Raw genomic sequence first — 11,836 nt, 5'->3', positions numbered from 1 at the left:
GCGTCGACGGGCTTGCCGCCCGCGATGAGCGACAGTGCCCGGTCGGCGGGCACCAGCCGCGGCAGGAGGACGGTGCCCCCCGCGCCGGGGATGATCCCGAGATTGACCTCGGGCAGGCCGAGCTTCGCGCCCCGCGCCGCGATCCGGTGCGAGCAGCCGAGCGCCACCTCGAGCCCGCCGCCGAGCGCGACGCCCGCGATGGCCGCGACCCAGGGCTTGCGCACGCCGTCGAGCCTCTGCACCACGTCGGGCAGGGACGGGTCGCGCGGCGGCTGGCCGAACTCGCGGATGTCGGCGCCCGCGATGAAGCTGCCGCCCGCGCCGGTGAGGATCACCGCGCGCACGCCCGCGTCGGCCTCGAGCCGGGCGACGGCGTCGGCCAGCCCCTCGCGGATCGCGTGGCTCAGCGCGTTGACCGGCGGGTTCGAGAGCGTGACGGTCGCGATGCCGTCCGCGATCCCGACCGAAACGCCCATCGCCGTCAGGTCCGGACGCCCGCGAAGCGGGTCGCCCAGTCCGCGCGCTCCTCGTCCTGGATCTTGGCGAAGAGCACGTCCGGCACGGTGAAGGGATGCCCGCCCGGAAGGGCGGACAGGGCCGCCTCGGCGCTTTCGGGCCAGGCCAGGTCGACGCCCATCGCCTCGGCCATCTTCGCCGCTGCGTCGGGGATGAAGGGCGCCGAGAGGCTGGCGTAGAACGGGATCAGGTTCAGCGCGAAGCGGGTGATCGCGGCGGCCCGCGCCTCGTCGGTCTTGAAGACGGTCCAGGGGCCCGCCTCCTGCAGGTATTCGTTGCCCGCGACCCAGATCGCGCGCAGCTCCGCCGCCGCCTTGCGGATCTCGATGGCGTCCATGTGCCGCTCGTAGCGGGCGAGGCGCTCGGCCAGCTCGGCCGTCACCTCGGCCTCCTTCGGCCCGTAGTCGCCGCCCTCCGGCACCACCTCGCCGAACTTCGAGCGGCAGAACTTGGTGATCCGGCTGACGAAGTTCCCCAGCACGTCCGCGAGGTCCTTGTTCACGTCCTGCTGGAACGCCTCCCAGGTGAACTCGCTGTCCGAGGTCTCGGGCGCGTGGGAGAGAAGCCACCAGCGCCAGTAGTCGGGCGGCAGGATCTCGAGCGCCTGGTCCATGAAGACGCCGCGGCCCTGCGAGGTCGAGAACTGGCCGCCGTCGTAGTTCAGGTAGTTGAACGACTTGATGTAGTCGACGAGCTTCCAGGGCTCGCCCGAGCCCAGGATCGTCGCGGGGAAGCTCAGCGTGTGGAAGGGCACGTTGTCCTTGCCCATGAACTGGACGTAGCGCACGTCTTCGGCGCCCTTGTCGGTGCGCCACCAGCGCTCCCAATCCTCTCCCTTTCCGGCGTCCACCCATTCGGCGGCGCAGGCGATGTACTCGATCGGCGCGTCGAACCAGACGTAGAAGACCTTGCCCTCCATGCCGGGCCAGTCCTCCGTCCCCTTCTTCACCGGGATGCCCCAGTCGAGGTCGCGGGTGATGCCCCGGTCCTGCAACCCCTCGCCGTCGTCGAGCCACTTCTTCGCGATGGAGGTCGTGAGCACCGGCCAGTCGGCCTTGCCGTCGATCCATTCCCGCAGACGGTCGCGCATCGCGGACTGGCGGAGGTAGAGATGCTTGGTCTCGCGCACCTCGAGGTCCGTGCTCCCCGAGATCGCCGAGCGCGGGTCGATGAGATCGGTCGGGTCGAGCTGCTTGGTGCAGTTCTCGCACTGGTCGCCGCGGGCCTTGTCGTAGCCGCAGTTGGGGCAGGTCCCCTCGATGTAGCGGTCGGGCAGGAAGCGGCCGTCGGCCCTGGAATACATCTGCTTCTCCGAGACCTCGCGGATCAGCCCCGCCTCGGCGAGGCGGCCCGCGAAGTGCTGCGTGAGGCGGTGGTTCTGCGGGCTCGACGAGCGGCCGAAATGGTCGAAGGAAAGGCGGAATCCCTGCCCGAGCCGGTCCTGCACCTGCCACATCTCGGCGCAGTATTCGGCCACGGGCTTGCCCGCCCTGGCGGCGGCGAGCTCGGCCGGGGTGGCGTGCTCGTCGGTGGCGCAGAGGAACAGAACCTCGTTGCCGCGGGCGCGCATGTAGCGGGCGAAGAGGTCGGCGGGCAGCTGCGAGCCCACCAGGTTGCCCAGGTGCTTGATCCCGTTGATGTAGGGGATCGCCGAGGTGATGAGGATGCGCGCCATGGAAACCTCCGCCTGACTGTGCCGACCCGTTTAGCGCCCGCGCGGGACGGAGGCCAGAGGCAGGGCGCGGCGCGGCGGGCCGAGGCGCGGGGCGGAGGTGTCGTGTTGCGTATTTCGGGAAAGATGAAAGGGCGGGGGCGCGCCCCAAAGGCTCAGTCGGGGTCGTGCCTGCGGAAGATGCGGCCGACGAGGAAGGAGGTGCGCGGGATCCAGACATAGGGGGCGCGCGCGCCGGCCGAGGGCCTCCGGCGCATCCGCACGAGGCCGTAGAGCACGAGGCCCACATGGGCCACCGCGATGAACCAGAAGAGCGCGCCCGGCCCGTAGAGCGCGATGAGCCAGGAGGTGGCGAGCGGCGCCACGATGGCGCCGACCGCGTAGAAGAACATCAGCGCGGCCGAAAGCTCGACGCGCTGGGCGTCCTCGGCCCAGTCATGCGCGTGGGCGGCCGAGATCGAGTAGATCGGGAAGGTCGCCGCCCCGAAGAGCAGCGCCGCGAGGAAGACCGCGGCGACGCCGAGGTCCGAGGAGGCGACGGTGACGGCGCAGGCGACGATCGAGGCGACCGAGAACCAGATCAGCACGTGGCGCCGGTCGTGCCGGTCGGCGGCCCAGCCCGCGGGCCATTGCGCGAAGGCGCCGCCCAGCACGTAGGCCGCGAGGAAGAGGCCGATCTGGTCCGCCGAGAGCCCGACCTGCGCCCCGTAGAGCGGGCCGATCATGCGGAAGGCCGCGCCCGACACGCCCGACACGATCACGCCCGCCACCGCGAGCGGCGAGAGCCGCCAGGCGAGGCCGGGGCGCAGCCGCGGCGCGTCGCCGGTCTCGGGCTGCGGCGTGCGGGTGAGCGTCAGCGGCAGGAGGGCCGCGATGCAGAGGATGCCGAGGAGGTTGTAGGAGACGTAGGAGGCGGGCTCGAGCACGCCGATCATGAGTTGGGCGACGAGGCTTCCGCCGGTGTCCACCATCCGGTAGGTGCCCATGGTGCGGCCGCGGTTGGCGTTGTCGGTCTTGGCCTGGAGCCAGGCCTCGATCACCGTGTAGCAGCCCGCCACGCAGAAGCCCGTCGCCGCCCGCATGAGCGCCCAGGCGTAGGGGTCGACCACCAGCATGTGCGCGAGAAGGCCGATGGCGCCCGCCGCCGTGAAGGCCGCGAAGGCGCGGCTGTGCCCGACCGAGCCCATCACCCGCGGCGCCCACCAGCAGCCCACGAAGAAGCCGAGGAAATGCGCCGAGCCGAGGAGGCCGATCTGCCCGTTGGTGAAGCCGAGTTCCGCGCCCGAGAGCACGTCGAGCGGGCCGACGCCGCCCGAGGAGAGCTGGAGCAGGACGACCGAGAGGAAGAGGGCGGCGAAGGAGACGAGAAGGCGCATTGGGTCGCGGGGGGCGGGGGGACGTGGCGTGTCGGGCGGCAGTCCCGACCAAAGCCGCTGCGGGGGCCGGGCGCTAGCCCCTTTCCGCCGGATGGAGGTCGTTTTGCGCGCCTCCGGCCGGGGCGGGCCGGGGGCGGGTAGGGGGCGCGTAGGGGAATGTTAACCGGTTCGTGGCAGGGTGCCGCCCATGGCATGCCACGGGCGGGGCTTCCGGCCCTGCCCATACCACCACGGTTCGGCCCGCGCGGCCCCAGACCGCCCCAGTCGCTCAGGGCGCAGGTCGCGCGACCGGTCTTGCCGGCATTCACGGGCCCCCGGGTCGTTCCGGGGGACGGACGAACCCGCCTTTCCGGCGGCGCCGCCATTCTTGTGCCCTTCGTACGGGTGTTCGGTGCGGTAATCGGCCTCCCGGCAGGGGGGCGCGCCTTGCGAGGGAAGGCCTTTCGGGGCCGGCGCCTCCGGGGATCGGTCCCGCGGGACGATCTCGCGCGCCGAGCCCCTGCCGGACCGGTCCCCTCGGGGTCGGTCCTTCGCCGGTGTGGCCCCGACGGAGCGGCCCTGGGGAGCGCCGCCCTTCCTCGGGGTGGCCTCGCCCGAGCGGCTCCCGCCCGGGCAGCGTCCGCCGGACCGGGTCGGGTGCCGCGGCTTTCCCCCAAGCGGCTTTCGACCGGGCGGTCGCCCCATGGAGCCGACGGCGCCGAAAGGGCTCCGATCGAAACCGTCCGCGCCGTCCCGGCCGGGCGGGGTTCCTCCGTGTCTCAGGCGGGCTCGGCCTCGCGCACCTGTCCCGCCACCTCCGGCGCGCCGGTCCGCCCGCGCCGCACGCGCCAGGCGCCCGGCGGCGCCTCCCGCGCGCGGAGCCGGGCGAGCCGCCAGCCCTCCGTCTCGGGGCTTTCATGGGCGGGGTCGAGGCGCCAGCGCGTCTCCACCCCCGCCGCCCCGCCGTCGCCGGGCGCGAGGAGCAGGGCGAGGGGCGCGCGCCCCGTCCGCTCGGCCCCGGCCTCCGCGGCGAGGTGCAACCGGCGCACCGGCGTCAGCCCCGGCGGGTCGGTGAGGTCGGCCACGACCAGCGGCACGACGCCCGCCCGCAGCGCCTCCTCCGCCGACCAGAGGAGGTCCTCCGCCCGCACCGGCTCGACGAAGATCAGGCGGCCGGGATCGGCCTCGACCCGGACGCCCGCCATGTGCAGCCGGTCGGGATGCCAGGCGGGGCGGATCCACATGACGGGGCCCTTCGTGGCCGCCATCAGCCAGAGCGCGAGCCGCCGCCGCGCGGGGCCGCAGGCCTCGTGCGCCCGCCCCGCGGCGAGCGGGAAGCGCCCCAGAAGCGGCACGGAGGGCCGGTCCTGGCGGTGCGAGGCGCGGGTGAGGCGGGTCGGGTCCATGCACCCGAGTATAGATGTTCCGCTTTCGTTCTCAAGTCCCCGCTTGCCCTCGCCGCCCCGCCGCCTAAGGTCCGGCCGACGAAAAAACGCGAGGGACAACGAACCATGCGCCGCATTCCGCTCGGCTCGACCGACCTGACGATCACCGATTACTGCCTCGGCACGATGACCTGGGGCAACCAGACGCCCGAGGCGGACGCGCACCGGCAGATGGACATGGCGCTGGCGGCGGGGATCACCATCGTCGACACGGCCGAGATGTATCCGGTGAACCCCGTGCGGGCCGAGACCGTGGGCGTGACCGAGGAGATCCTCGGCACCTGGAACGCGAAGAACCCCGGGCGGCGCGGCGACTACGTGCTGGCGACGAAGATCACCGGCAAGAACGCCGCCTTCGTCCGGCAGGGGCAGGACATCACGGGCGCGACCTTCGCGGAGGCGCTCGACGCCTCGCTGAAGCGGCTGAGGACCGATCACGTTGAGATCTACCAGCTCCACTGGCCCAACCGCGGCAGCTACCATTTCCGCCAGAACTGGGGCTACGACCCCTCCAGGCAGGACCGCGCCGCGACGCTCGCCCACATGGTCGAGGTGCTGGAGGCCGCCGAGGCCGCGCGCAAGGCGGGCAAGATCGGCCATTTCGCGCTGTCGAACGAGAGCGCCTGGGGGACGGCGCAGTGGCTCAGGCTGTCGGAGGAGCATGGCCTGCCGCGGGTGCAGTCGATCCAGAACGAGTATTCGCTCCTCTGCCGGCACTACGACACCGATCTCGCCGAACTCGCCGTGAACGAGAAGGTGACGCTGCTGGCCTATTCGCCGCTCGGCGCGGGGCTCCTGACGGGCAAGTACCAGGGCGGGGACATCCCGCCGGGCAGCCGCCGCGCAGGCACCGAGAACCTCGGCGGGCGGATCACGGACCGGGTCTTCCCCGCCGTCGACGCCTATCTCGGCATCGCCGAGCGGCACGGGCTCGACATCGTGCACATGGCGCTCGCCTTCACGGTGCAGCGGCCCTTCCCGGTCTCGACGATCTTCGGCGCGACGACACCGGCGCAGCTCGAGCGCATCCTCGCGGGCCTCGACACGCGGCTGGGGCCGGACGTGCTCGCCGATATCGAGGCCGCGCACAAGGCGATGCCGCTGCCGTTCTGAGCTTTGGGGATAAGTGGGCAAGAGGTTCGATTCAGGCAATCCTCAGTGGACCATGCTGAGTTATTCGCGCGTCTCGGATCGAAATAGGACAGTCCGCATCGCCCCCTGATACCCCCGTTCCGACGGCGGCGGCGGCTCCCCGGCCGCGCCGCCGCCCCGGAACCGGATGACAAGGGCCGCGCGTCGGGGCAAGGATGCCGCGAAGGGACGCGCCGGCCCCCGGCGCGGCAAGGCAGGGAGGCCGATCATGCCCACGATCCTGTGCTACGGCGACAGCAACACCCACGGCACCGCGCCGCTGCGCGAGCTCGGGCGGATGGACCGCTTCCGCAAGGGCGCGCGCTGGCCCGACGTGATGGCGGCGCGCCTCGGCGACGACTTCGAGGTGATCGCCGAAGGGCTTCCCGGCCGCACCACGGTGCATGACGACCCGGTCGAGGGCGGGCGGCGCTCGGGGATCGAGGTGCTTCCGGCCGTCCTGATGAGCCACGTCCCCGTCGATCTCATGCTCCTGATGCTCGGCACCAACGACCTCAAGCCGCGCTTCTCCGTCACCGGGGCCGACATCGCGCGGAGCCTCGAGCGGCTGGTGCTGGAGGCGCGCGCGCTGGTGCCGGGGCTCGACATCCTGCTGGTCTCGCCGGCGCCCGTGGTCGAGGCGGGCTGCCTGAAGGACATCTTCGAAGGCGCTGAGAAGAAACAGGAAAGGCTGCCCGAGCTGATCCTCGACGTGACGCTTCGGCAGGGCTGCGGCTATCTCGACGCGGGCGCGCACGTGACGGTCTCGCCCATCGACGGCGTGCACTGGACGGAGGACGGGCACCGGACCTTCGGCGAGGCCGCCGCCCGCGCCGTCCTCGCCCATTTCGAGACCGCGCGCGTCTAGCTCAGCAGGCCTGCCGGAGCGCCGCGACGCGGCCCGCGAAGTCGCGGTCCGAAACCGCGGCCTCGCGCACCAGCCAGTCGAAATGCCGGCTGATCGCGCGCACCCGCTCGCGGTCGCGGAAGGTGACGTAGTGGTGGCCCACGTAGAGCACGGCGAGGAGCGGGCCGAACACCGTCAGGGGCGCCGAATAGACGATGCGCGCGTCGAAGAGGAAGAGCCGCAGGCCCGGAAAGAGCTGCTCGTAGACGGTCAGGAGCCAGTCGAGCTGCTCGCGCCGCACCTCGGCGTCGAGTCCCGCGTAATAGCCTGTTCCACAAGCGAAACTCTCGAGCTCGTGGAGGGGGATCGCGATCTCGTAGTCGCTCGTCGTGCCGCGCAGCCATTCCAGCCGCGCATGGGCCGCGGCGATGGCCTGCCCCGGCGTCTTCACCGTCGCGGGCGCGTATTCCCAGCGCATCAGCGCGTCGGTCTTGAGGAGGTCGGGCAGCGTCGCGGGAACGTGGCGGATCTTGTAGCCCGCCGCCTCCTCGTGCCAGGCGAAGATCTGGTCGTCGGTCCCGGTCGCGCGCCCCGCCTCCGAGATCGAGAGCGAGGCGGCCAGCAACGCGCCGACCTGCTCCGGCCGGTCCGAGAGCCCGAGGAGCCAGTCCGCCGAGACCCCGAGCGCGGTCGAAAGCCCCGCCACCACGTGCCCGCCCGGCACCCGCACCTCGCCGCCGGCGAGGATCTGCGTCACCGTCGAGCGGTCGATGCCCACGACCTGCGCCAGCCGCGCGCGGCTCATGCCCGCGGCCTCCATCGCCATCTTCAGCCGGTCGCGGAAGAGGTGCGCCCGGTCGCGCTTGTCGAGGATTTCCACCATCGGTGAATTTTCTCACCATTGTTGAATTCCTTGGAGAGAAAACCCCGTCTGCCCCCGAAACGCAAGGTCACGTAATCGTTACATGGAACCGGACGCGAGGTCCGGATCGGGCAGACCGGGCGCCTGCGCCCCCGACACGCGAACAGAGGAGACCCCGCGATGCGGGTCGAATGGCCCACGCTGCTCCTGATCGCGGCGTGTTACGCGGCATGGGCCGCGGCGCTCTTCCTGCTGCCGGGCGTCTCGCTCGCCCTCGCCGTTCCCGCCGCGGCGCTGACCATCGCGCTCCAGGCCTCGCTCCAGCACGAGGTGATCCACGGCCATCCCTTCTCCGAGCGGCGGCTGGGCGAGATCCTGGCCTTCCCCTCGCTCAACCTCGCGATCCCCTACCTGCGCTTCCGCGACACGCATCTCGCGCACCACATGGACGCGACGCTCACCGACCCCTACGACGACCCCGAGACGAACTACCTCGACCCCGCGGTCTGGCGCGCGCTGCCGGGCTGGAAGCGGCGCGTGCTCGAGGTGAACAACACGCTTCTCGGGCGCATGGCGATCGGTCCCGTCGTGGCGCAGATCTCGTTCATGGCGGCGGACTGGCGGCTGATCCGCGCGGGCGATGGCCGCGTGCTCGCGGGCTGGCTCTGGCACCTGCCGCCGACGGCCGCGATCCTCGCCGTCGCCGCGGCCTCGCCCATGCCGCTCTGGGCCTACCTGCTCTCGGCCTACCTCGCCATCTCGATCCTGAAGATCCGCACCTTCCTCGAGCACCAGGCCCATGTGCGGGCGCGGGCGCGGACGGTCATCATCGAGGACCGGGGCCTTCTGGCCTTCCTCTTCCTCAACAACAACCTGCACGTGGTCCACCACATGCACCCCAAGCTGCCCTGGTACCGGCTGCCGCGGATCTACTTCAACAACCGCGAGAAGTATCTCCGCCGCAACGACGGCTATCGCTACGCGAGCTATGCCGAGGTCTTCCGCCGCCACTTCCTGCGCGCCAAGGACCCGGTGCCGCATCCGCTCTACCCCGACCCCTAGGCCGCGCTTTTCCCGCTTGTGCCCCCCGCGGCGCTGCGCAATCTGGCGCCATGCCGTCCTGGGTCCTCGCCACGATCTTCGCCGCGTTCATGCAGAACCTGCGGTTCCTGCTGCAGCGGCACCTCAAGGTCACGACCCTCTCGACGATGGGCGCGACCTGGGCGCGCTTCGCCTACGCGATGCCGATGGTGGCGGTGGCGCTTACCCTCTACCTCGGGCTGTCGGGCCAGCCGCTGCCACGCGCGACGCCCGCCTTCTGGGCCTATGTCGTCACTGGCGGGCTCGCGCAGATGCTGGCGACGGCTTGCGTCGTCGCGCTCTTCGCGCGGCGCAATTTCGCGGTCGGGATCACGCTGAAGAAGACCGAGGTGATGCTGACCGCGCTGATCGGCCTCGTCGTGCTGGGCGAGGGCGTCTCGCCCCCCGTCGCCGCCGCCATCGCCGTGGGCTTCGCGGGCGTCCTCCTGCTCTCGGATCCGCCGAAGGGCGAGACGGCGCTGCCGTGGTCCGCGCGCATCTTCAACGCGGCCTCGGGCTACGGGCTCGCCTCGGGCCTCCTCTTCGGGGTCTCGGCGGTCTGCTACCGGGGCGCGACCCTGTCGCTCGAGGGCGGGGACGAGCTCCTGCGCGCGGCCACGGCGCTCCTCGCCGCGACGCTGGTGCAGACGGCGAGCCTCGGGCTCTGGCTCGGCTGGCGCGAACCCGGCCAGATCGCCCGCGTCGCCGCCGCCTGGCGCGTGGCGGCCCCCATGGGCCTCGCCTCGATGCTGGGCTCGCTCGGCTGGTTCACCGCCTTCGCGCTCCAGACCGCGGCCTATGTCAAGGCGCTCGGGCAGGTGGAGCTTGTCTTCACCTTCCTCTTCTCGGTCTTCTGGCTCCGCGAACGCTCCAGCGCCAAGGAGATCGGCGGCGTCGCCCTCATCGTCCTCTCCGTCCTCCTCATCCTGCTCGCGAGCCTCTGAGATGCTCACGACCGCGCTCGCCATCGCGCCCGTCTTCCTGCTGATCTGCACGGGCTACGCGCTCCGCCGCGGCGGCATCCCCTCCGAGGAGTTCTGGAACCTCAACGACCGGCTGGTCTACTTCGTGCTCATGCCCGCGCTCTTCTTCGTGCGCATCTCCGAGGCCGACCTCTCGGGCGAGGGGCTGCTGCGCTTCGCGGGCACGCTCTACGCGGGCTTCTTCGCGGCGGTGCTCTTCGGGGTGGCGGCGGCGCTCTGGCTCGCGCGGGGGGGTGCCGTCGGCACCTCGGTGATCCAGGGGGCGGGGCGCTTCAACACCTTCGTCGCGCTCGCCGTCGCCGAGGCGCTGCACGGGGCCGAGGGGCTTCAGCTCGCCGTTCTCGGCGCGGCCCTCCTCGTGCCGGTGGTGAACCTCACCGTCGTGAGCCTCTTCGCGGTCTTCCTGCCGCGCCCCGGCGGTCGCCCGATCCGGGGCGCGCTCCTGTCGCTCGGGACGAACCCGCTGATCCTGTCGATCCTCGCGGCGATCGGCTTCAACGCGGCGGGCCTGGCCCCCATCCCCGTCCTCTCCGGGACGCTGTCGGTCCTCGGGCAGGCGGCGCTGCCGATCATGCTCCTCTGCGTCGGCGCGAGCCTGAGGCTCCGCGGCCTGACCGCCGACGCCGCCCCCGTGGCGCTCGCGGCGCTGGGCAAGCTCGCGGTCTTCCCCCTCGCCATCCTCGCCGCCGCCTCCGCCTTCGGGCTCGCGCCGCTGCCGGCGGCCGTCGCCCTCGTCTACGGCGCGCTGCCGACCGGCGTCGCGGCCTACACGCTCTCGCGCCAGCTCGGCGGCGACGCGCCGCTCATGGCCACGATGATCACCGTCCAGACGCTCCTCGCCTTCGCCGCCATGCCGGTCTGGCTGACGCTCGCGGGCTAGGACGCGCCCCTGCTTTCATCTTTCAGAAAATACGCACTTGCGATGCCCTCCGCCGGGCGGGACGCCTCAGAGCCTGCGGAAGCGGCTGATCCCGGTCGAGTTGTCGAAGAAGGGCACGCCCGGATGCGCGCGCCCCTCCAGCCGCGCGGCGAGTTCGGCCAGCACCACCTCGGTGATGAAGGGCATGTCGAAGCCCCGCGCCGCGTCGAGCGGCACCCATTGCAGGTGCTCCAGTTCGTCCTCCGCCCCCGAGAAATCGTCGGGGTCCGAGCGCAGGTCCTCGGCGCGGGCCAGCAGGAAGCGCGCGTCGAAGCGGCGGGGCCGGCCGGGCGGCGTGATCGCGCGGAACACGAATTCGAGCGCGCCGCCGTCCGGCAGGTGCCCCGTCGCGAGATAGCCGCGCCAGCCCTTCGGCGCCTCGATCTCGGCCGCGCGCGGGTCGGGCGCGCCGAGGAGCAGGCCCGTCTCCTCGCGGAGTTCGCGCGTGGCGGCGGCGAGGATGGCGGAGGCGGGCGTGCCGGTCTCCACCCCGAGGCGGCGGGCGCAGTCGGGCGCGCTGTCCCGGGCCAGCGGGATCGTGGCGTCGACCGGGTCGACCGCGCCGCCGGGGAAGACGAATTTCGAGGGCATGAAGGCCGCGCCGCGCCCGCGCTGGCCCATCAGGACGCGCGGCCGCGTCCCGGCGTCGCGCAGGACGATGATCGTCGCGGCATCCCGAAGCGCCGTCCTGTCGTTCAGAACCCGTGCATCCGCTTCGCCCATTGCACCCCCACGATCAGCCCCTTGAACCTCGGCAGGAGCGCGAGCGCCATCGCCACCACGCCCGCCGAGAACGTCCCCGCCAGCACGTAGGGCGAGGGCTGGAAGGTCTCGTAGACCAGAAGCATCGCCGTGCCCATCACCTTCGCGGTGACGAGGATCGAGAGATAGGCCGGCCCGTCGTCGGCGCGCGCGTGGCTCAGGTCCTCGCCGCAGGCCTCGCAGGCGGGGACGAGCTTGAGGTAGCCCCGGTAGAGCGCGCCCTGCCCGCAGGCGGGGCAGCGGTGGCGCATCCCCTTCGCGATG

The 11,836-nt window shown here is 72.1% G+C and carries 12 protein-coding genes; 5 read left to right on the top strand and 7 right to left on the bottom strand.

Annotated elements, in window-relative coordinates:
* From ACTS11_RS09640 to ACTS11_RS09625, 4 genes are all read right to left on the bottom strand, one after another.
* Positions 1–476: enoyl-CoA hydratase/isomerase family protein (locus ACTS11_RS09640; RefSeq protein ID WP_442640105.1), on the bottom strand; the 476-nt coding region annotated here is incomplete at its 3' end.
* 5 nt (positions 477–481) lie between these two features.
* On the bottom strand, positions 482–2,191 hold the full coding sequence (gene metG / locus ACTS11_RS09635; protein WP_442640104.1) for a methionine--tRNA ligase: 1,710 nt from the start codon (positions 2,189–2,191) through the stop codon (positions 482–484).
* A 152-nt stretch (positions 2,192–2,343) separates the two neighbouring features.
* Positions 2,344–3,564 (bottom strand): MFS transporter, encoded by a 1,221-nt coding sequence (locus ACTS11_RS09630; RefSeq protein WP_442640103.1) that lies wholly within the window; start codon positions 3,562–3,564, stop codon positions 2,344–2,346.
* A 758-nt stretch (positions 3,565–4,322) separates the two neighbouring features.
* Positions 4,323–4,949: an ImuA family protein gene (locus tag ACTS11_RS09625; protein ID WP_442640102.1), complete on the bottom strand. Its 627-nt coding sequence runs from the start codon at positions 4,947–4,949 to the stop codon at positions 4,323–4,325.
* A gap of 105 nt (positions 4,950–5,054) precedes the next feature.
* On the opposite strand from ACTS11_RS09625, the gene ACTS11_RS09620 reads away from it, so the two are divergent.
* Together ACTS11_RS09620 and ACTS11_RS09615 are read left to right on the top strand one after the other, a co-directional pair.
* On the top strand, positions 5,055–6,101 hold the full coding sequence (locus tag ACTS11_RS09620) for an aldo/keto reductase (RefSeq protein WP_442640101.1): 1,047 nt from the start codon (positions 5,055–5,057) through the stop codon (positions 6,099–6,101).
* Between the two features lie 247 nt (positions 6,102–6,348).
* A complete protein-coding gene (locus ACTS11_RS09615; RefSeq protein WP_442640100.1) occupies positions 6,349–6,987 on the top strand; it encodes an SGNH/GDSL hydrolase family protein in 639 nt (212 codons plus the stop codon).
* Between the two features lies 1 nt (position 6,988).
* On the opposite strand, the gene ACTS11_RS09610 is transcribed toward ACTS11_RS09615, so the two are convergent.
* Positions 6,989–7,849: a helix-turn-helix domain-containing protein gene (locus ACTS11_RS09610; RefSeq protein WP_442640099.1), complete on the bottom strand. Its 861-nt coding sequence runs from the start codon at positions 7,847–7,849 to the stop codon at positions 6,989–6,991.
* A gap of 159 nt (positions 7,850–8,008) precedes the next feature.
* Between ACTS11_RS09610 and ACTS11_RS09605 the strand changes: the two genes are divergently transcribed.
* Genes ACTS11_RS09605 through ACTS11_RS09595 form a run of 3 tightly spaced genes read left to right on the top strand, consistent with a single transcriptional unit; the run spans position 8,009 to position 10,771 of the window.
* Complete coding sequence (locus ACTS11_RS09605; protein WP_442640098.1) at positions 8,009–8,890, top strand: fatty acid desaturase; 882 nt, start codon at positions 8,009–8,011, stop codon at positions 8,888–8,890.
* A gap of 50 nt (positions 8,891–8,940) precedes the next feature.
* Positions 8,941–9,852 carry an EamA family transporter gene (locus ACTS11_RS09600; RefSeq protein WP_442640097.1) on the top strand — a complete coding sequence of 304 codons (912 nt, stop codon included), beginning with the start codon at positions 8,941–8,943 and terminating at the stop codon, positions 9,850–9,852.
* A 1-nt stretch (position 9,853) separates the two neighbouring features.
* Positions 9,854–10,771: an AEC family transporter gene (locus ACTS11_RS09595; protein ID WP_442640096.1), complete on the top strand. Its 918-nt coding sequence runs from the start codon at positions 9,854–9,856 to the stop codon at positions 10,769–10,771.
* A 66-nt stretch (positions 10,772–10,837) separates the two neighbouring features.
* Here the strand turns inward: ACTS11_RS09595 and ACTS11_RS09590 are convergent, their stop codons facing one another.
* Entirely contained in the window at positions 10,838–11,533 is a 696-nt protein-coding gene (locus ACTS11_RS09590) for an NUDIX hydrolase (protein ID WP_442640095.1), read from the bottom strand.
* Positions 11,506–11,835 carry a DUF983 domain-containing protein gene (locus tag ACTS11_RS09585; protein WP_442640094.1) on the bottom strand — a complete coding sequence of 110 codons (330 nt, stop codon included), beginning with the start codon at positions 11,833–11,835 and terminating at the stop codon, positions 11,506–11,508. The genes ACTS11_RS09590 and ACTS11_RS09585 overlap by 28 nt, the downstream gene beginning before the upstream one ends.
* Between the last annotated feature and the right edge of the window lies 1 nt (position 11,836).

It is taken from the genome of Roseicyclus sp., assembly GCF_052168335.1.
Taxonomy (GTDB): Bacteria; Pseudomonadota; Alphaproteobacteria; order Rhodobacterales; family Rhodobacteraceae; genus Roseibacterium.
Note: the sequence above shows the minus strand (reverse complement) of the source record. Positions and strands in the feature narration are given on the sequence as shown.

Bases quoted from the DNA above. Each gene is read 5' to 3' on its own strand.
- metG (WP_442640104.1), bottom strand. From the start codon at position 2,191: ATGGCGCGCATCCTCATCACCTCGGCGATCCCCTACATCAACGGGATC.
- ACTS11_RS09630 (WP_442640103.1), bottom strand. From the start codon at position 3,564: ATGCGCCTTCTCGTCTCCTTCGCCGCCCTCTTCCTCTCGGTCGTCCTG.
- ACTS11_RS09625 (WP_442640102.1), bottom strand. From the start codon at position 4,949: ATGGACCCGACCCGCCTCACCCGCGCCTCGCACCGCCAGGACCGGCCC.
- ACTS11_RS09620 (WP_442640101.1), top strand. From the start codon at position 5,055: ATGCGCCGCATTCCGCTCGGCTCGACCGACCTGACGATCACCGATTAC.
- ACTS11_RS09615 (WP_442640100.1), top strand. From the start codon at position 6,349: ATGCCCACGATCCTGTGCTACGGCGACAGCAACACCCACGGCACCGCG.
- ACTS11_RS09610 (WP_442640099.1), bottom strand. From the start codon at position 7,849: ATGGTGGAAATCCTCGACAAGCGCGACCGGGCGCACCTCTTCCGCGAC.
- ACTS11_RS09605 (WP_442640098.1), top strand. From the start codon at position 8,009: ATGCGGGTCGAATGGCCCACGCTGCTCCTGATCGCGGCGTGTTACGCG.
- ACTS11_RS09600 (WP_442640097.1), top strand. From the start codon at position 8,941: ATGCCGTCCTGGGTCCTCGCCACGATCTTCGCCGCGTTCATGCAGAAC.
- ACTS11_RS09595 (WP_442640096.1), top strand. From the start codon at position 9,854: ATGCTCACGACCGCGCTCGCCATCGCGCCCGTCTTCCTGCTGATCTGC.
- ACTS11_RS09590 (WP_442640095.1), bottom strand. From the start codon at position 11,533: ATGGGCGAAGCGGATGCACGGGTTCTGAACGACAGGACGGCGCTTCGG.